Origin of the sequence: Halobacillus sp. BAB-2008 (genome assembly GCF_000328325.1) — a bacterium.
GTDB lineage: Bacteria > Bacillota > Bacilli > Bacillales > Halobacillaceae > Halobacillus.
This window is the reverse complement of the sequence record NZ_ANPF01000084.1, coordinates 1-18,110: the sequence shown is the minus strand read 5'-3', so window position 1 is coordinate 18,110 and position 18,110 is coordinate 1. Positions and strand designations below refer to the sequence as shown.

General features: G+C 47.0%; 23 protein-coding genes. All 23 read right to left on the bottom strand.

What is annotated here, in order from left to right; all coding sequences use genetic code 11:
* Positions 1-11 precede the first annotated feature (11 nt).
* Positions 12-1,097 (bottom strand): flagellar biosynthesis protein FlhB, encoded by a 1,086-nt coding sequence (flhB, locus tag D479_RS17270; protein WP_008639569.1) that lies wholly within the window; start codon positions 1,095-1,097, stop codon positions 12-14.
* Positions 1,098-1,100: 3 nt separating this feature from the next.
* The gene (gene fliR, locus D479_RS17265; protein WP_008639566.1) at positions 1,101-1,877 is read right to left on the bottom strand and encodes a flagellar biosynthetic protein FliR; all 777 of its coding nucleotides are present in this window, start codon (positions 1,875-1,877) and stop codon (positions 1,101-1,103) included.
* Positions 1,878-1,880: 3 nt separating this feature from the next.
* A complete protein-coding gene (gene fliQ / locus D479_RS17260; protein ID WP_008639564.1) occupies positions 1,881-2,150 on the bottom strand; it encodes a flagellar biosynthesis protein FliQ in 270 nt (89 codons plus the stop codon).
* Positions 2,151-2,165: 15 nt separating this feature from the next.
* Positions 2,166-2,831, bottom strand: a complete 666-nt coding sequence (fliP, locus tag D479_RS17255) for a flagellar type III secretion system pore protein FliP (RefSeq protein WP_008639561.1) — start codon at positions 2,829-2,831, stop codon at positions 2,166-2,168.
* Positions 2,824-3,456: a flagellar biosynthetic protein FliO gene (locus D479_RS17250; protein ID WP_008639559.1), complete on the bottom strand. Its 633-nt coding sequence runs from the start codon at positions 3,454-3,456 to the stop codon at positions 2,824-2,826. Before D479_RS17250 ends, fliP begins: the two co-directional genes overlap by 8 nt.
* A gap of 13 nt (positions 3,457-3,469) precedes the next feature.
* Positions 3,470-3,832 carry a response regulator gene (locus tag D479_RS17245; RefSeq protein ID WP_008639557.1) on the bottom strand — a complete coding sequence of 121 codons (363 nt, stop codon included), beginning with the start codon at positions 3,830-3,832 and terminating at the stop codon, positions 3,470-3,472.
* Positions 3,833-3,854: 22 nt separating this feature from the next.
* On the bottom strand, positions 3,855-5,027 hold the full coding sequence (gene fliY / locus D479_RS17240) for a flagellar motor switch phosphatase FliY (RefSeq protein WP_008639555.1): 1,173 nt from the start codon (positions 5,025-5,027) through the stop codon (positions 3,855-3,857).
* Positions 5,017-6,021, bottom strand: a complete 1,005-nt coding sequence (gene fliM, locus D479_RS17235) for a flagellar motor switch protein FliM (protein WP_008639553.1) — start codon at positions 6,019-6,021, stop codon at positions 5,017-5,019. The genes fliY and fliM overlap by 11 nt, the downstream gene beginning before the upstream one ends.
* A 26-nt stretch (positions 6,022-6,047) precedes the next feature.
* Entirely contained in the window at positions 6,048-6,464 is a 417-nt protein-coding gene (gene fliL / locus D479_RS17230) for a flagellar basal body-associated protein FliL (protein WP_008639551.1), read from the bottom strand.
* Positions 6,461-6,679, bottom strand: a complete 219-nt coding sequence (locus D479_RS17225; protein ID WP_008639549.1) for a flagellar FlbD family protein — start codon at positions 6,677-6,679, stop codon at positions 6,461-6,463. Before D479_RS17225 ends, fliL begins: the two co-directional genes overlap by 4 nt.
* Before the next feature lie 42 nt (positions 6,680-6,721).
* Entirely contained in the window at positions 6,722-7,606 is an 885-nt protein-coding gene (gene flgG, locus D479_RS17220) for a flagellar basal body rod protein FlgG (RefSeq protein WP_008639546.1), read from the bottom strand.
* 87 nt (positions 7,607-7,693) lie between these two features.
* Positions 7,694-8,056: a TIGR02530 family flagellar biosynthesis protein gene (locus D479_RS17215; RefSeq protein ID WP_008639543.1), complete on the bottom strand. Its 363-nt coding sequence runs from the start codon at positions 8,054-8,056 to the stop codon at positions 7,694-7,696.
* 1 nt (position 8,057) lies between these two features.
* Positions 8,058-8,501, bottom strand: a complete 444-nt coding sequence (flgD, locus tag D479_RS17210) for a flagellar hook assembly protein FlgD (protein ID WP_008639541.1) — start codon at positions 8,499-8,501, stop codon at positions 8,058-8,060.
* Between the two features lie 8 nt (positions 8,502-8,509).
* Complete coding sequence (locus D479_RS17205) at positions 8,510-10,846, bottom strand: flagellar hook-length control protein FliK (RefSeq protein ID WP_008639539.1); 2,337 nt, start codon at positions 10,844-10,846, stop codon at positions 8,510-8,512.
* 28 nt (positions 10,847-10,874) lie between these two features.
* Positions 10,875-11,453, bottom strand: coding sequence for a hypothetical protein (locus tag D479_RS17200; RefSeq protein WP_008639537.1), 579 nt, complete (start codon positions 11,451-11,453; stop codon positions 10,875-10,877).
* A 4-nt stretch (positions 11,454-11,457) separates the two neighbouring features.
* Complete coding sequence (gene fliJ, locus D479_RS17195) at positions 11,458-11,907, bottom strand: flagellar export protein FliJ (protein ID WP_008639536.1); 450 nt, start codon at positions 11,905-11,907, stop codon at positions 11,458-11,460.
* Positions 11,908-11,922: 15 nt separating this feature from the next.
* Positions 11,923-13,230: a flagellar protein export ATPase FliI gene (fliI, locus tag D479_RS17190; protein WP_008639534.1), complete on the bottom strand. Its 1,308-nt coding sequence runs from the start codon at positions 13,228-13,230 to the stop codon at positions 11,923-11,925.
* Positions 13,223-13,957, bottom strand: a complete 735-nt coding sequence (gene fliH, locus D479_RS17185; RefSeq protein WP_008639533.1) for a flagellar assembly protein FliH — start codon at positions 13,955-13,957, stop codon at positions 13,223-13,225. The genes fliI and fliH overlap by 8 nt, the downstream gene beginning before the upstream one ends.
* A complete protein-coding gene (gene fliG / locus D479_RS17180) occupies positions 13,950-14,963 on the bottom strand; it encodes a flagellar motor switch protein FliG (RefSeq protein ID WP_008639530.1) in 1,014 nt (337 codons plus the stop codon). Before fliG ends, fliH begins: the two co-directional genes overlap by 8 nt.
* A 13-nt stretch (positions 14,964-14,976) precedes the next feature.
* Entirely contained in the window at positions 14,977-16,581 is a 1,605-nt protein-coding gene (gene fliF, locus D479_RS17175) for a flagellar basal-body MS-ring/collar protein FliF (protein ID WP_008639528.1), read from the bottom strand.
* Positions 16,582-16,645: 64 nt separating this feature from the next.
* Entirely contained in the window at positions 16,646-16,951 is a 306-nt protein-coding gene (fliE, locus tag D479_RS17170) for a flagellar hook-basal body complex protein FliE (RefSeq protein ID WP_235601484.1), read from the bottom strand.
* Between the two features lie 21 nt (positions 16,952-16,972).
* Entirely contained in the window at positions 16,973-17,425 is a 453-nt protein-coding gene (flgC, locus tag D479_RS17165) for a flagellar basal body rod protein FlgC (protein WP_008639524.1), read from the bottom strand.
* A 1-nt stretch (position 17,426) separates the two neighbouring features.
* Positions 17,427-17,819, bottom strand: coding sequence for a flagellar basal body rod protein FlgB (gene flgB, locus D479_RS17160; protein WP_026577470.1), 393 nt, complete (start codon positions 17,817-17,819; stop codon positions 17,427-17,429).
* Positions 17,820-18,110 lie beyond the last annotated feature (291 nt).

Genomic DNA, 18,110 nt, shown 5'->3' with positions numbered 1-18,110 from the left:
ACTCCTTTCTGTTACATTTTTTTCTCCAATTGATAAACGTAAGCCAACACTTCCGCAACGGCCTTGTAAAATTGTTCATCAATGGGTTGATCGAGTTCTGCATGCTGATAGAGAGAGCGTGCCAGCGGACGGTTCTCCACGGCAGGTACCCCGTTCGCTTTTGCCACTTCCTTGATCTTCATAGCAAGGACATCCACCCCTTTGGCTATGACGATTGGTGCGGAGGACTGTGCTTCGTCATATTTAATGGCGATGGCATAGTGCGTCGGGTTGGTAATAATGACATCCGCCTTTGGCACTTCACTCATCATCCTGCTTGCAGCCATCTGACGCTGTTTCTCCTTGATTTTCGCTTTGATCTGCGGATCTCCCTCGATGTTCTTTTGCTCATCCTTGACGTCTTTCTTCGACATCCGGATGTTCTTTTCGTGATCATACCGCTGATAGGTATAATCAAGAACAGACAATAGGAGCAGCGCCAGGGCGGAAACAAGACCCATGATGACAGTGGTAGTTCCGAAGAATGCCAGCGCCGCGTCCACATTCTTTTGAGACATCAGCATCATTTCATCTTTGTAATACCAAATGACAGAGAACGAAATGATGCCGATGACGCTGATTTTCAATAGTGATTTCAGCAGTTCCACAAGTGCTCTGGCTGAAAAAATCCGTTTTGCACCTTTAATCGGATCGAGGCGTTTCAAGTCCATCTTCAACGGCTCACTCGTAAACATCACCCCTACCTGCAGAAGATTGGATGCTAACCCTGCAAGGATGGCAATTCCCATAACCGGAGCGACCACCTTCGCTGCCTCTGTCGTCATTTCCAGGAAGACAGAAGCCGTCCTTTCTTCGGTCAGATCCATATAGAGATAATCGGTGAAAGCATGTTCATACATGCCGGTCATCGTCTCCTTCATGAATCCTCCAGTTAAATACAGAACACCGAAGACCAAAAGCAGCAGAAAACCCGTATTGACATCCTGACTCTTCGGGACCTGGCCTTTTTTCCTCGTGTCCTGACGTTTCTTCGGCGTTGCTTTTTCTGTTTTTTCATCAGCAGCAAAATATTGAAGATCCAATTGCAAATAAACCATCGATCAGCCTCCGAACAGTACCATCAAGCCGCGCATGGTATCAAGCATCGTTTCAAATAATTTACGGATTAAGAAAATATAAAACGGCATGGCTATGACCAGCACGGCAAGACCTGCAAAGATCTTCAGCGGAAGCCCGACCACGAAAACGTTTAGCTGAGGGACCGTCCTTGCAATAATGCCGAGCGCAATATCTACGAAAAACAGACACCCGACGATCGGCACAGCAAGCAGAAATGCCGTGATGAACATATGATTAAAAGCGTTGAGGACATATTCGATCCATCCGTCTTCCCTTAAAGGCAAAAGCTGGTCAAGCCCGATCCACTCATAGCTGTAGAACACTCCGTCGATCATTAAATGGTGACCATCGACAGCCAGAATGAGGATGAGCGTAACGATATACATATACTGACCGACAAGAGGGCTTTGGGCTCCTGTCTGCGGATCGATGACATTGGCAATAGCGAAACCCATTTGGAAGTCGATGAATCCACCGGCGATTTGTATAGCCGCCAACACGATATAGGCGATTAATCCGACAGCAATCCCCACCGCTGCTTCCTTCAATAGAAGGAGTATGTATTCTGCATCAAGAGAGACGGCCGGAAGCGGTATCGTAAAATAAAGAATGGCTGCAAGGAAAACACTGAAGCCAAGCTTGTGCTGTGTTGGTACCGTACGGTAGGAAAACAGCGGCAGGGTGGCAAAAAAAGCCGTGATCCGAACCAATATCAGTAGAAACGCCGGTACGTTCACAAGAGCAATAGATTCAAGCATCCGTTAACCGACCAGCACATTAAGGTTGTTGAATATATTTGCTGTGAACTCCACCATGTTCGTCAACATCCAGGGACCGAAAACAATTAATCCGATTAATACAGCAACAATTTTCGGTATGAAGGCAAGCGTCTGTTCCTGGATCTGGGTCGTCGCTTGGAAGATGCTTACTACCAATCCAATAGCAAGAGCCAGTATGAGTACCGGTCCGGAAATGAGCAGTACCGTATAAATGCCTTCTTTTGCAAATGAGATAACCATATTAGTATCCATCCTGTACCTCCTGTCCTAAAACCCTTCTAGTAATGATTTCGTTATCAGATACCATCCGTCTACAAGGACGAACAGCAAGATTTTAAATGGAAGGGAAATCATAACCGGCGGCAGCATCATCATACCCATCGACATAAGCACGCTCGCCACGGCCATGTCGATGACTAGGAAAGGTACGAATATCATAAAGCCCATTTGAAAGGCTGTTTTTAATTCACTGATGGCAAAGGCAGGAACGAGCGTCGTTAATGGGACATCCTGAATCGTCTCCGGTGCCTCCATGCCGGAATAGTTCATGAATAGCGCAAGGTCCTTCTGCCTCGTATGTTTTCCCATAAATTCCTTCATCGGCACGCTGGCCTCTTCATAAGCCTCATCAAGCGTAATTTCCTCATTAAACAACGGCGTCAACGCCTGTTCATTCACTTCCTGGAAAGTAGGAGCCATAATGAAAAACGTTAGAAATAATGCAATACCGACAAGAACCTGGTTCGGCGGCATCTGTTGGGTGGCAAGGGATGTCCGAACAAAGGACAATACGATCAGAATTCTTGTAAAACTGGTCATCAGGATCAAGATTCCCGGCGCAAGCGACAAAACGGTCAGCAAGAGCAGAAGTTTTACAGAAGTAGCGACACTGCCGGGGTCAGAGCTTGAAAAAATGTCTACAAATTCATTCATCCCCGCCGCCCCCTTCTTTCCTGTCCAGCAGCCGTTTCCTTTTCTCTTTCATTTCCTTTAACTGGGTTTCAAATAACTGCTTGAAATCACTTGATTTATTTTCCGACCTTCCTTGATGGAGGTTCTTTTTAATGACCTCCGTGAAGCCGGATGACATATCTTGTTTCTTCAATGCGTCTATCGTTTCTTCATCTGTAATTTCCGTAATTGCCTGCACGGAATCACCTACGCCTAGAATGAAGACGCGCCCGCCGATTCTAACTGCCTGAACGGACTTGTTCGGGCCGAGGTTCAATCCTCCGAGATTCTCCATCGTGCGATTCTGTTGGAAGAGCCTGTTCTTTTTATTAAAAAACTTCAGTAATGCATAGATGAGAGCGACAACGAAGGCCAAGGCTAGGATAAGCTTGATGACGTTCCACACCAGCGACCCTCCCGACGGCGCCTCTGTTTCCGAACCGTTAACAGTTTGATTCTCCCCTCCGTCGTCATCCGGACATCCGGAAAGATCCGGATTATCCATGCATTCGACGACGGATGGCTGAGCGAGGGCCGTCCAAGGATGGCTACCCAAGAGGCTCCCGAACATGACTAGGATGACGATGACTCTGGCTGCAATGCGCATGTGCATTCCTTCTTCAACTTAACGCTTTTTGAATCGCTTCGATGACACGATCCGCCTGGAACGGTTTTACTATAAAATCTTTGGCACCGGCCTGGATGGCATCCACAACCATTGCCTGCTGCCCCATCGCGGAACACATAATGATCTTTGCCTGAGGATCATGACTTTTAATTTCCTTTAAAGCTGTGATTCCATCCATCTCAGGCATAGTAATATCCATCGTTACAAGATCCGGCTTTTCTTCTTTATATAAGTCGACCGCTTTTTGGCCGTCTTCCGCTTCCCCGGCGATTTCATATCCGTTCTTCGTCAAAATATCTTTTACCATCATGCGCATAAAAGCCGCGTCATCAACAATTAGTATTCGTTCTCCCATATCTATTCCTCCTATTTATCCATTAACGTAGTTTAGTCAATCGTTCTTTCGGGCTTACAATATCGGTGACACGCACACCAAAGTTCTCATCGATGACGACAACCTCGCCTTTTGCCATCAGTTTGTCATTGACGTGAATGTCGACAGGTTCACCAGCCAGCTTATCCAGTTCAACGACGGAGCCTGCCGATAAATCCAGTATCTCTTTCACGGTGCGCTTCGTCCGCCCTAGTTCTACGGTTACCTTAAGCGGTATATCCATCAACATATCCAGATTGTTTTGAGCCGCAGGCGTCATGGCACTGCTTTGGTCAAACTCCTGGAAACTTGCATGCTGAATGTCTGCCTTCTCCATGCCGTACCCTGAAGGCGCGCCTACATACTGAGGCTCCGGAGCTGCCTGCTCGGCAGTTTCTTTCACAGACGGGGGGGCCGGATCTTTTTGCGCTGATTCTTCCACGCGCGGAGATTCCGTAACTTGTTCAGGTTCTTCTTTCGCTTCCGGGTTCAGCAGTTCTTCCACCATCTCTTTCCCAAAACGGACGGGGATCAGCTGCATAATACTGGAATCAATCAACGTTCCAATTTTAAGCTGGAAGGAAACTTTAACAAGCACTTCTTCGTTTGGAATCCGTTCGGTACCCTTATCCACCCCCAAGTCCAGAACGTCGATAGCAGGCGGAGAAATATCCACCTTTTTATTAAAAATCGTCGACATACTGGTCGCGGCAGAGCCCATCATTTGATTCATCGCTTCCTGTACCGCACTAAGTGCAATATCACTGAGCTGAGCATCGGGAGACGTTCCATCTCCCCCCAGCATGAGGTCCGCGATAATCGCTGCGTCTTCGGTTCGGATCACGAGCACATTTTCGCCGCTGAAACCATCCGTGTACGTCACCCCTACGGCGACATGCGGTTTCGGGAATTCTTCCGGTAAGTGAGCCCTGTCTACGACGGATATCGTCGGAGTTGTAATCTCCACCTTCTGATTGAGGAGCGAAGACAGGGCAGTAGCGGAGCTGCCAAAAGAGATGTTACCGATTTCCCCTAAAGCATCCTCCTCCAAAACAGAGAGACGTTCCGCTTCTGGTGTATCTTTCTTATCCTTATCGAGTTCGGCAGAAGAGTCATCTCCTCCGCCTCCGTTCAATAGTGCATCAATTTCGTCCTGTGATAACATGTCATCCGTCATAATGTCCGGCACCTCCTTGACACTCTTCTAAAATTTGCACGGCCAGTTTATTGTTTAATTTCCCCGGCTGTATGTAAAACTTATCCTCTTCATCGACCCGCAGCATAAGCGGCTTTCCTATCGGCTGATCCAGGCGGATGACGTCTTCTGCTTTCAGATCTAAAAACTGTTCGATCGACATCGATGCCTCTCCTAATACCGCTCGAATATCAAGCTCGGTACCGCGAATGGTTTGAGTGAGTGCTTCCTGTTCAACCGGATCGCGTTCCTTCGGCTGTTCCTTCTGCATCCAGTAATGTACCGACAGCTTCGGAATAATCGGTTCTAATACGACATGAGGAATGCAGATGTTAATCATTCCGCTCGTAGAACCTACAGTCGTTTCCAACGAAACGACCACGACAGTTTCATTCGGTGATACGAGTTGAAGGAACTGAGGGTTGACTTCAAAATCCTCCAGTTCCGGTTCCATATCAACAATGGATCCCCATGCCTCCTGATAATTTTCCAGCGCATGTTCAAAGAGGTGGGACATGATCGTCGTCTCAATTTCCGTCAAATTGTCCACTTTGTTCACGCTGCTTCCCTTTCCACCGAGCACTCTGTCCATCATGGCATAAGCGACGTTCGGATTTGCCTCCATAAGTATCCTTCCTTCTAAAGGAGGAACATGGAAAACGTTCAAAATCGTCATCGTCGGAATCGAGCGGATAAACTCCTCATAGGGAAGCTGATCTACGGATGCGACCTCAATATCGACATACGTACGCAGCTGCGCGGAGAAGTACGTCGTTAATAGTCTGGAAAAGTTTTCATGGATCCTCGATAAACTTCTGATCTGATCCTTCGAAAAACGGAGAGCCCGCTTAAAATCATAGACTCTTACCTTCTTCTCCTGTTCTTCCTGTTTTAATTTCTCTGCATCCATTTCTCCTGTAGAGAGGGCAGAAAGTAAGGAATCGATCTCGTTCTGCGAAAGAACTTCTTCAGCCAATACCTCACCCCCCTTTCCTATTGCATTTACTGCAGCACTTTGGTGACTGTATAAACATCTGTGACAGAGCCTTCATCCATAAATTCATTCAGCTTAAGTTTAAGCGTGGCTTCAAGATCCGAAAGACCGGACTGGAAGGACTCCGCATCCATTACAGCAAGCTCTTTCAAAAGAATATTCTGTACTTGAAAGTCCCGTTTCTCCAACTCTTTCACCGTATCTTTGCTGTCGGCGACAATACGAAAACTGATGCGGACATAGTCTCCGCTCTCCAAGTCTGTAGTGATCTCTTCTGTTGTATAGGAAGAATCTACGATGTCATCAATGGAGCGTTCTCCACTGGCTTTCTTTGTATCACCCATATTAAGCACCAGAACAAAGGCGATCACTCCAAGTACTAAAAGGCTGCTGAATGAAATTACCATGATTTTAAATAGTTTCATCGTTCCTCTTCACCACCCTTTTGTACGACGCGCAGCAAACCAATTCCCTGGTAATATTTCTTTACTAACCGAGCGACCTGCTCTTCGGACTCTCTCACAAGAATCGTCCGGCCGGAAACGGTCGTGATCGTCGTATCCGGATGGGACTGAATCTGCTCAATATACAGAGCATTAATCGTAAACGGGTCCCCGTTCAATTTCGTTAAAGGTATCATAGATTCACAGGAGGGCGGTTATGCCCTCCCCCTCCCTTCGGCTTATCGTTTCAAGTTGACGAGCTCTTGGAGGATTTCATCCGATGTCGTGATAATCTTTGTATTCGCCTGGAACCCGCGCTGGGCTGTGATCATTTCCGTAAATTCATCGGCGAGGTCGACGTTCGACATTTCAAGAGAACCGGAAACCATCTGTCCCGTTCCGTTTTGACCGGCAACCGAGAGATCATTTAAGTCATTTAAAACAAAATCGTTATTATTAGAACTAATGAACCCGGCATTATCTGTCATACGGTATTCATTCCCGCCTATTTTCTCTAATCCGCCAGGGTTGGAGAAACTGGCCAGAGCAATTCTACCTGCCTCTTGTACTTCTTGATTTTCATCTACATACGACACGGTACCGTCAGATAGAATACTGAAACTTTGAGCGTTTTCAGGAATGGTAATAATGCCTCCCTCTCCAACTACATATTTACCACTGTTATTTACGATAGCCCCACTATTATCAAGGTAAAAATTACCTGCTCTCGTAAAGCTCAGGGATGAATTACCAAAAGTAAAGTTAGTTGGATTATCGTTTGCATCGTAAGTGACGCCACCCTCCGCTAAAACGAACATCCCGTCTCCTTCCAAAGCTACATCAAGAGCGCGGTTTGTCGTTTGATTGTTCCCCTGTGTATGAATCGTATCGATGGAGCCAATTTTTGATCCCAGGCCCACTTGAGAAGGGTTCAAACCACCACGACCCGTATCAGGATTCGGCCCTTCTGCTGGTTTAACGGACTGGCTCATCATATCCTGGAAGGAAACCCTCCCTTTCTTGAATCCCGTCGTATTGACGTTTGCAATATTGTTACCGATCGTATCCAACTTCGTTTGAAACCCTTTCATTCCGGAAACCCCTGCATAAAGTGAACGTAACATACCAACCATTCCTTTCGATTTTAAATTGTATGACGCCGCTTCGTTCATTCCGCGGCGTTAAAGGCTTCCCTGATTGCGGGTCCGGCCTTATTTGCTTATAAAGATCGTTCCGTTGATATTTGTAAAAATCTGCGAGGCGGACTCTTCACGATCAAGTGCCGTCACTACCGTATTATTTTTCGTGCTTACGATTAATGTCGCATCATCCGTAACGATGAGAGAATCGGTAATGCCTTTACGTTTCGCTTCGGACATTTTACCGGCTATTTCTCCCCACATGTTTTCGCTGATGTCAATATTCCGCTCCTCCAGCCTGCGCTTTGCATGTTTACTGACCTTGACCTCTTTCGCTTCCTCCAATACATCCCTGAAAGAAGGAAAATCGTTCTTAACAGGAGCATTTTTAGGGATAGTAAGCGGTCGGTGAAGAGCTTGTATACGCGGATCCATATCATTCCTCCACCTTCACGTCTTTGATTTGTGTGAGGCTGCCGACAGGAACCGCGGCTCCGTCTTCTATTTCAAGAAGGATATCTCCATCCTTCTGTTTGACCGATATCACCTGCCCTGCTTTGACTTCCTCGCTTCCCGTTTCCGGATTTGTGACCGCGTAAGATACTTCCTTACCGATCAAATGACTGTACTGAATGAGAGGGGGAGACTGTTGTCCGTCAAGGAAGCTCTGCAGAGACTGCGACATGTTCGTCATTTGTTCCAAACTGGAAAACTGGGTCATCTGCGCGATAAACTCTTTATCCTCCATCGGGTCAAGCGGATTTTGGTTCTGTATCTGCGTCATCAAGATTTTGAGGAAATCATCCTTACCGAGAATGTTACTGCCAGACGTCTGCTTCTGCTGATTTTTCAAATAGATGGACGGGTCAATGGCTGTCATGGAATCACCTACACTTTCTCATTCATTCTTAACAATTCTTCAAACGTTGGACCATCCTCTTCCGTATCATCGCGCTCGCGGTCCGGGGACGAACCCTGTCCATTTCGCTTGCTGCCGGATTCCTCCTGTTCTTTGCTTTCTTGATAAGCAAGGCCGCCGGCAGGGGTGTCCGTCCTTTCGACAACGACTTGATGTGGAGAGAACACGTGGCGCAGGTGGTGGAGGTTTCCTTCAATCACCTCTTTTGCAGATTGGCTGCCTACCATAAGCTTCACGACCATCTCGCCGTTGATTTGAGCCACTTTCACCGTCAAGTCACCAAGGTTTCCAGGTTTCATCTGGATGCGCAGCTCTTTATTGCCATGAAGGTCCGTAAGCATCCTGCTCTTTTGGACAAACTGTTCTAAATCCTTCACCCACTGCTTCATTTCTTGTCCGGAAGTCTTAGTTTCAGCCAAAGGAAAAGCCGGCTGTTCAGACATTCGGAGCACTTGGAAAGCAGCTTTATCCGCATTACCGTCTATGCGAGCCGCAGCCTCTTTTTGAAGAAGAGGTATAGAAGCAGAAGGAGCCGTCCATGGATCAAGGGCTTCTTTTGAGCGAATTGCCATACCTAGGGCCTTTTGTTCCCCTGATCGGTTCCCCGTCTCATAGAGACCAAGCTGCTGTTGGGCAACAACGGCATTTCTCACTGCCAGCGTAGTCGATTGCGGGGATGGAGCCTGCCTCCCGTCCGTCACTCTTTCCAATACTTTAACCACTCTTTTCGAAAGGTCTTGCGATACGGTCATGGCAGCCGGTTTATGTTCCCCCTCCGTCCTGACATCCGAAGCGGCGGCACGATTCCCTTCAGCCAATGTAAGGGACAGCTGATTTAAAGGAAGCTGGGTGCGGATATCTGCCTGAAGTGGTTTTAACAAGGTAAAGGCTGCTTTATTTTCCACCTTTATATCAAGCACCGGTTCCCCTGATTCAGCCGTATATTGGACGGTCATCTTCCCTAATTGTTCCGGATTCATGGAAAATGTTTTCGAAATACTTTTGGATGGATGGGTGCGCATTTGCTGAAGGAAATTTCTCAAAACTTCCACAACAGAACTTTTTATCGTTTCTTCTGTCTCCACATCGATAGTAATAGGGCCACTCGAAGCTTTGGGTCCATCGGTGCGGACGCTCTGTGAAGATGCTTCTGCGTTTATAGGCGGTACTAACCCGCGGTTACTGTTCGACTGGTTTATACGGCCGTAATGATTCAAGCCTGAGAAGCGGCCGTCTAACTTAACAGCATCCGCCAAATAAGGTAGTTCCGACGTTGTTAAATGGATAAATTGTAAGATATCCCCTGCATCAAACGCACGGTCTATTGCTCTGGAAAGATTCTCTGGAATTATTGCTGTTTGGACCGCCGAAGCTTGTCCATCTGGAGACAGCTCTCTATGTATCTCATGCTGAACCGGAAGCTCCCTGTTATGCAGACTGTCCCATTGCTCCATACGATGAAGAATAGTTGAGAGTAAGGGGGATTTGCTATCAGCCTCCACTCCCTTCTCCATCAAGGTGTGAAGCAAAGCATTCCATTCCTTTTTCAAATGTCCTTCCAACTTTATCAACTCTGCGCCATCATTAATCGAGACCTGGCCTTCATTTATAGAGGGCGCAAATGGAATAGACCCTTTTTGCTCCTCCCTGAGGGATGCACTGTCATTCCAAATCCTTTCCGGTAAAAATGACAGCTCTTCTTTCAGGCTGTCTATAGATATATCAACATTCCGTTTTTTGTAAGTCCCGTTCGCTGCCGGAGTAACTTCCGGCTGATTCTTACCGATGCTCGTATTCATAGCTTCTACCGAAATGTCTTTCGCCAAGTAAGGAAGCTCTTCCACCATGCGATGAAGGAAAGCATCCGCATCCCTTTTTTCGTACGCCGTGGTTACCTCACGGAAAACGTTCAAACGTTTCACGTTATTAGAAATCTGCTCGATACCTTCTGAGTCCAACGGTTGGTTATGTACGTCTTGTTGTCCTGGTGCGGCGGTTCTATACCGAAGCGCATGCCACTGTTCCAAACGCAGGCCGATCACGTCAAGCCTCTCTTCTTCTTCTTCGCTCCTCGGTACCTTGTCGTATAATGTCTGGAATATAGACCGGAGTTCTTCCCCCAATTCATCCAACCCATCCGATTTCGCTGCACCCGCAGTCAGCGTTGAAGCAGCTGCCTCTTCGATCATTCCTTCCAATCGCTCCTTGAACTGAGGGGCAAAATCAGGGGTTGATGTCGTTTGAACCGCTTGTCCTTGTAAAGGTTGAGGGTTAGCTTGTCCACTAAACAAAACGTTCCAATCCATTGCTATCACCTCCTTTCGAACGGTTCCTTTAAGAATCGATGAGCGCACTTGCGTAAGAGGCGGCTATCTCTGGGTCCATCTGGCCGAGAATGTCTCCTCGCTCTTCCACTGCAATCAAACGAAGTACTTGAACAGCCAAGTCCTGATTCATGGTGGATATGATTGGAGCGGCTTCTTCCGGGTCCATCTTCTGGAAGGATGCAGCAATGTCTTTTGCACTGTCTTCTTCCACATCTTCCTCCCCCCGTTCCTCGGTCGTCCCTTCGAGCTCTTTCTCCAACTGTACAATCTGGTTTTCCATGTCTTTCTTTTCTGCATCCCCAGCCGAAGCCTGCTCTTTTAATTGTTCGATTTCCGCTTCTTTATTAGCTAACATCGCCTGTAGTTTATCCGTTTCCTCTGAGGACGCCGAATCCGTGGAAGTGGTATCTGCTATGCCGGGTATGTTAGCTCCGTACTTTTCCACCTGTTCAAAAACGTTGTAACCCATGAGCGTCATCACGATCACGGTCAATACAACCAGGAAGAGGAGCGGAAAGACAACAGCCGAAAATATCTTTAGAAAACGGCTGCCTCCTGTTTGCTGCTTTGGTAGTTTCTTTGCCATCCGATCACCTGTTCCTCCTGTTTAAATACTGGACCATGGACACTTCATCCATATTTTTATTTTCTTCCTGCTTGGCGTACTGTTTCTGTTTCTCTTCTTTGTTCTCAATTAAGCGTTCATATTTCTTCACTTCTCTGTAGGCTTCTGTGAGCTTCGTTTGCGTCCGATCCATTTTCCGCCTTGCCTGCTGAACCAGTGGCTGAAGCGAATGAATGATCTCTTCCAGACGTGCAATATACTGCTGATGCTGGAGGAACGCATGAGCCTGGATCGCTCTCTTCTCCATCGTGGAATTAAAGGCTTGAATAGCATCCTCTTTTTTCTTTAATGCTTCATACAGTCTATAGGCATGTTCTTCGAATTGATCGACCGCCTTTTCATGTGTACGCTGTTTCTCTTTTTTATCCCGATCCTGCAAGTCTCGTATCTTCTCGAACGTATGAATGGTAGTCATGCATTCACCTCTCTTTTATGAAAACAAACGATTCAAATCTTCCACCGAGTGTTCGAAGGTTGACGGTTCATGAATTCCCTGCCTCAAAAATTCCATAATGGAAGGATGATAATGGATCGCTTGATCGATCTCTTTACTGGAGCCTTTTTTATACGCACCGATCTGGATCAATTCTCTATTCTCTTCGTAAGTGGAAAGAAGCGACCTCAACTGCTGGGCACGCTCGATATGGGATTCCGATACAATCTGCTTCATGACCCGGCTGATCGATTTCAAAATATGAAGAGCAGGATATTGCCCCTGTTCCGCAATTTTGCGGTCAAGAATGAAGTGGCCGTCCAGAATACCGCGGACGGTATCTGATATCGGTTCGTTCAGATCATCGCCATCAACGAGTACCGTATAAAAGGCTGTGATCGTTCCTTTATCACTGGAACCAGTCCGCTCCAGAAGTTTCGGAAGTTTTGCAAAAACCGACGGCGTATAACCTTTCGTTGTCGGCGGCTCTCCTGTCGCTAAGCCGATCTCTCTTTGTGCCATAGCAAACCTTGTAACCGAGTCCATCATCAAGTTAACGTCATATCCAAGATCTCGGAAGTATTCACTGATCGCCGTCGCTGTATAGGCGCCTTTGACCCGCATCAATGCCGGCTGGTCGGAGGTCGCGACAACTAAAATCGAGCGCTTCCTTCCTTCTTCTCCTAAATCATTCTCAATAAATTCCCGTACTTCCCTGCCGCGTTCGCCAATTAATGCAATGACATTCAAATCGGCCGAACTGTTCCGGGCAATCATTCCCATCAGCGTACTTTTTCCTACTCCGCTTCCGGCGAAGATTCCGATTCTCTGTCCTTTTCCGACAGACAGAAGTGAATCAATGGCTCTCACCCCGACCTGAATAGGCTCTTTGATCGGTGGTCTCTCCAAAGGATTCGGGGGGGCCTGGTCGGTCGGATACGGTCTTAGACCTTTGGGCAGCGCGCTCCCGTCCAGCGGATTACCCATTGCATCGAGAATGTTCCCGATCAGACCAATGCCTGCCTTGACATTCAGCGGCTGCTTTGTTGCTTCTACAAGACTTCCCGGACTGACCTCCCGAACTTCCTGGAACGGCATCAGCAGGATGTTTTCGTTATGAAAACCTACCACCTCCGCTGCCACTGGTGCCACTTTCCCAGATGGGGAATGGATATAGCAAAGGTCCCCCACGGATGCGTCCGGTCCCTTCGATTCAACCATCAGGCCTACGACGCGTTTTATCCTACCGAACCGTTTATATGTATCCGCCTGCCGGATTGCTTCCTGATAGATCGACTCATTCATCGCTGTCCACTCCAAACGCGGCTTCAAACAGTTTCTCCCTGAGTTCGGACAATTGACTGTCCACTCCTGCACGAATCATCCCAAAGGGAGATTCGATGACGCAGGCGTAGGGGGAAAGTTCTATGTCTGCATAAAGGACGAGCTTTGTGTGAACGTCGACCAATCTCTGGAGTTCTTCCATCTGGTGATGGAGAAGTTCGTACTGATCCGGATGAAGCTTTACTGTAATTTCCGGCTGATCCTGGACTTCTTTGACGGCATGCCTTACCAAAGATAGAAAGTAGTCATCGGATTGATCCAGCTGCTTTTTAACGACCTTCTCCGCACAAGCGACTGCTAATCGAAGAATGGTTTGTTCACTTTCTTCCACCACTCTGTCATGCTGCTCTTTAGCCTGCCCCATGACCCGGTTGGCTTCCGAGATCTTCTCTTTGTATGACTCAAAACCTTCCATCCTTCCTGCTTCAAAGCCATCCAGGCGGCCTTCGTTAAACGCTTCTTCTGTAATAAGACGCTTTTCTTCTTCCCATGTCTTTCGCCACTGTTCTATTTCTTTTTCTGCTTTCTGAAGAATGCGCTCCCGCTCCGCTTCTGCTGAACGGAGTATTTCTCTCTGCTCCTGCTTCGCTTCTTGAAGCTCTGCATGGTGACGGGACTCCTCTCCGCGCGGGCCGATTGCAACTTGCCGGAGTTCAATGACGCGTCCGTGTTGATTGGATTTACACAATGATGTCATCTCCTCCGCCTCGGGCGATTACGATTTCACCAATATCTTCAAGGCGCCGGATTGCAGACACGACCCTTGTCTGTGCCTCTTCCACGTCACGAAGCCTGACTGGACCCATGATTTCCATCTCCTCTTTGAAGGTTTCGGCCATTCGCTGGGACATGTTCTTGAATACCATTTCCTTTACTTCTTCACTGGAGACTTTCAAGGACAAACGTAAGTCGTCATTATCGACTTCACGGATGACCCGCTGTATCGCACGATTATCAAGAGCAACAATATCTTCGAATACGAACATTCTCTTCTTAATCTCTTCCGCCAGTTCCGGATCCTGTATTTCCAAAGAGTCAAGGATCGTCCGCTCTGTACTGCGATCGACTCCGTTCAACACTTCCACAACCGCCTGTATACCGCCCGTATCGGTGTAATCCTGCATAACCGTAGTCGACAGCTTCTTCTCCAGAATCTGCTCGACTTGGCTGATGACTTCCGGGGAAGTGGAATCCATCGTGGCGATTCGTCTCGCTATATCCCCCTGCAGCTCCTGTGGCAGCTCGGAGAGTATCTGACCTGACTGCTCTGAATCAAGGTAGGAGAGCACCAGTGCGATCGTCTGAGGATGCTCATTTTGTATAAAATTCAAAATCTGTCCCGCATCGGCCCGGCGCGCAAAATCAAACGGCCTCACCTGCAGCGAAGAAGTCAACCGTCCAATGATATTGGCGGCCTCCGCAGGTCCAAGCGCTTTCTCCAGTATCGTTTTCGCATAACCGATTCCGCCTTGGGAAATATAGTCCTGGGCGAGGGCAATTTGATGAAATTGATCCAAAATCTCTTCTTTTTCTTTTGCATCGACTTTTTGTACCGATGAAATTTCCAGCGTTAATTGTTCAATTTCTTCTTCGTTCAAATGTTTGTACACTTTTGCTGCCACATCCGGCCCAAGGGCTATAAGCAGGGCGGCAGCTTTTTGTTTTCCTGTTAATCTTGTCTTTCTTAAGGCCATCCTTCAGACCCCCTTAATCTTCTGCAATCCATGACCGCAATAGTTTCGCAAAATCTTCCGGCTTCTCATTCGCCAGTTTCTCCAGCTGCTTCCGTTTCTGTGTGGACTCGTCTTCTTTCTCCTGTATCTCCTGCACTTCTTTCGACCGCTGCTCGATCAGTGGTTCTTCAAAATAGACGTATTCTTCCTCTTCCTCTACGTTCCTGCGTCGGAACAACAAGATCAAGAGCAGGATGATGAGTAGAGCGAGGACGCCGCCAGTAATATACACCCACAGAGGAATTCCCGGCTGTGCTTCAGGGGCTTCCGGTTTGCCATTGAACTCCTGGAAGACGATCGACACATTCTCGTCTGCCTCAATTTGATCTTCATAACCAGCATCGATGGAAGTCGTTATCATGGAGTCGACAATGGATTGAATGCCCTCTTCTACGGTCTGCTGCTCTGCGGCGGTCAAATATTCAACTTCGCCCTCTGCATTTGTCCCTTTTGTGTTATCCACAGCAACCTGAATACCAAGATTTCTTACTTTATACGGACTTTCTTCAATATTTCTCTTGATCCGGTTGAACTCGTTGTTGATCGTTTCGCGATTCATTTCATAATCGCCGTCTCCGCCCTCTTCACCTGCAGGGTAGTTGGCTACATCTTCATCTCCTGCTCCTGGAACGCCGCCTTCCGGAACGCCGCCTTCATAGGTTTCTTCAATGCGCTCCACACTTACCGGCAGTCCTTCCATCGTTTCAGGATCAACCGGTTCAACAAGCTCTTCGACACGGTTTTCTTTTGTAAAATCGATATCTGCAGTTACGGTTGCCATGACCTTTTGTTGACCGATCATGGTACCAAGCATCCGCTGCAGGCGCTGTTTTATGTCCCGTTCAATATCTTCTTTGACATTTTGTTGATATGTATAAGCGTCGGAGCTCCCAGCTAAGGAAGCATCATTAATGTCAAAATAATTAAAATTCTGATCCATGATGACGATATTATCTTTAGATAAATTAGGAACAGACTTTGATACCAGATTGTACAGCGTCTCTACTTGAGGCTGTTCGATACTTGCTCCCGGCTGTACGTTCAGGACGACGGATGCTGAGGCTTCCTGCCCCTGCTCCGATGCAAACACCTGCTCCTCCGGCATGTTAATCATTACTTGGGCATCCTGGATTCCACTGATCCCTTTCATGAGATTGGCAAGCTCGGTCTGCATCGCATCCAGTTTGATGACATCAAACTCATTGTCCGTCATCCCCCATGATGTGTTGGCACTGAAGAATCCGTAATCGATCCTTCCGCTGTTCGGAAGACCGGACGCAGCAAGATCAACGAGCAGCGACTCCGCTTCTGTATCCGGAACGAGTATCGTCGTTCCGCCCTTATCCAATTCATAAGGAATGCCTCTTGTATCCAATTCTGATTTGATCTGGCCTATTTCCTGAAGCGTCAAATCGCTGTAAAGTGGTGTCATCTTGGAACCGCCTTGTAAGACAGCAAGCAAGACTGCGGCCAGAATGACAGCTGCAACGGAACCAATGATCCAGCCCTTTTGTGATTTTTTCCGCTCTTTCCAAAACGACACGACTTTCTCTCTGTATGCGTTTATTTTTTCTTTCATAGCTGCCCCCAAAAAAAGCACAACCTACGCGAATGGTTTAGTGCTGATAATCGTTCGGTAATAATTAAACCTGCATACGCATGATTTCTTTGTATGCCTCAATTGTTTTGCTCTGCATTTCCACTGCCATCTGCATCGTTACACTCGCTTTTTGCGATGTAATCATGACGTCGTGCAGATCATCAATCTCCCCACGAGCAAGCGCCTTCGTCTTATTATCCGAAGCAATTTGTGCTTCATTGACCTGTTCAATCGCCTGCTTCAGCTGATTTGCAAAGGCCCCCTGGGCTTCCCCTGCAGATACGGCTTTTTTCCACTGGGATCCATTAGCTGAGGACATTTGCACCGGGGTATTCATCATGGAAGTCATTTCGACCATACCAGTCCCTCCTTATTTTCCGATTTCCAAAGCTTTCATGAGCATATTCTTTGATGCATTGACAGCTGTTACGTTGGCTTCGTATGATCTTGTAGAACTCATCAAGTCAACCATTTCCTGCAAGGGATCCACGTTCGGCATTTCTACATACCCCTCTTCGTCAGCGTCTGGATGGTTAGGGTTGTACACCGTTTTAAAGGGTTCTGGATCTTCTACGATCCTTGACACTTTTACGCCGCCGTCCTCTCCAGAACCGGTCCGGGCCTGCGACAAATGACTACGGAAGCCAGAACCTTCACTTTGGAATACCGGCATCTTTCTACGATATGGCTCCCATTTACCGTTTTCATTCTGAACCGCTCGTGTAGCATCGGCATTCGCTATGTTGGAAGATACAATATCCATCCTCAACCTCTGAGCCGTCAAGGCACTCGCGCTTGTATTCATTGCCCGAAATATACTCACCCTATCTACCTCCTTTTATCACCGACTCCAAGCTTTTGAATTTCCCGCTCATCCGATCGACCAGTGCCTCATACTGAATTTGATTTTGAGCAAGGTCATTCATTTCTTTATCCACATCTACGTTGTTGCCGTTATGGCTGTACGTCGTCCCGGTTTTAGTAAAGGTATGAAAAGAATTGGACGTACGAGCCCGGAAATCAATGTGACGCTCATCTGTCCGTTTTGTCTGAATAGAAGCCAGCTCTCCATTCAACACGTCCTGAAAAGCTACTCCTTTAGCCTTATATCCAGGGGTGTCAACATTAGCTATATTGTTGGATATTGTTCTGTTTTTAGCTGTTGTGAAGTTTAAAGCCTGTTCCAATGTGGAAAAAGTACTACTGAATATGGTCATCGGCATCTCCTTTGTTTCCTTTATTCGACATTTTCTTTGATTACAGAAACAATTTTAAAAAAATTTGTATACCTCTGTCTATCTTTCCCGAATGATTTTTACAGAAGCTCGCCAAACACATCGAAAGAACTAGGTTTTTAATCACCTTAATATGGAAAATAGTTACATATGTACAGGTCTTCTATTATAATGAACATTATGACATAGTTAATTGTCGAATTGTATTAATTTTTTGTCAAATAATCAAAATACTACTTATGTAAGTCATTTAAGGATAATTATGTAATTATT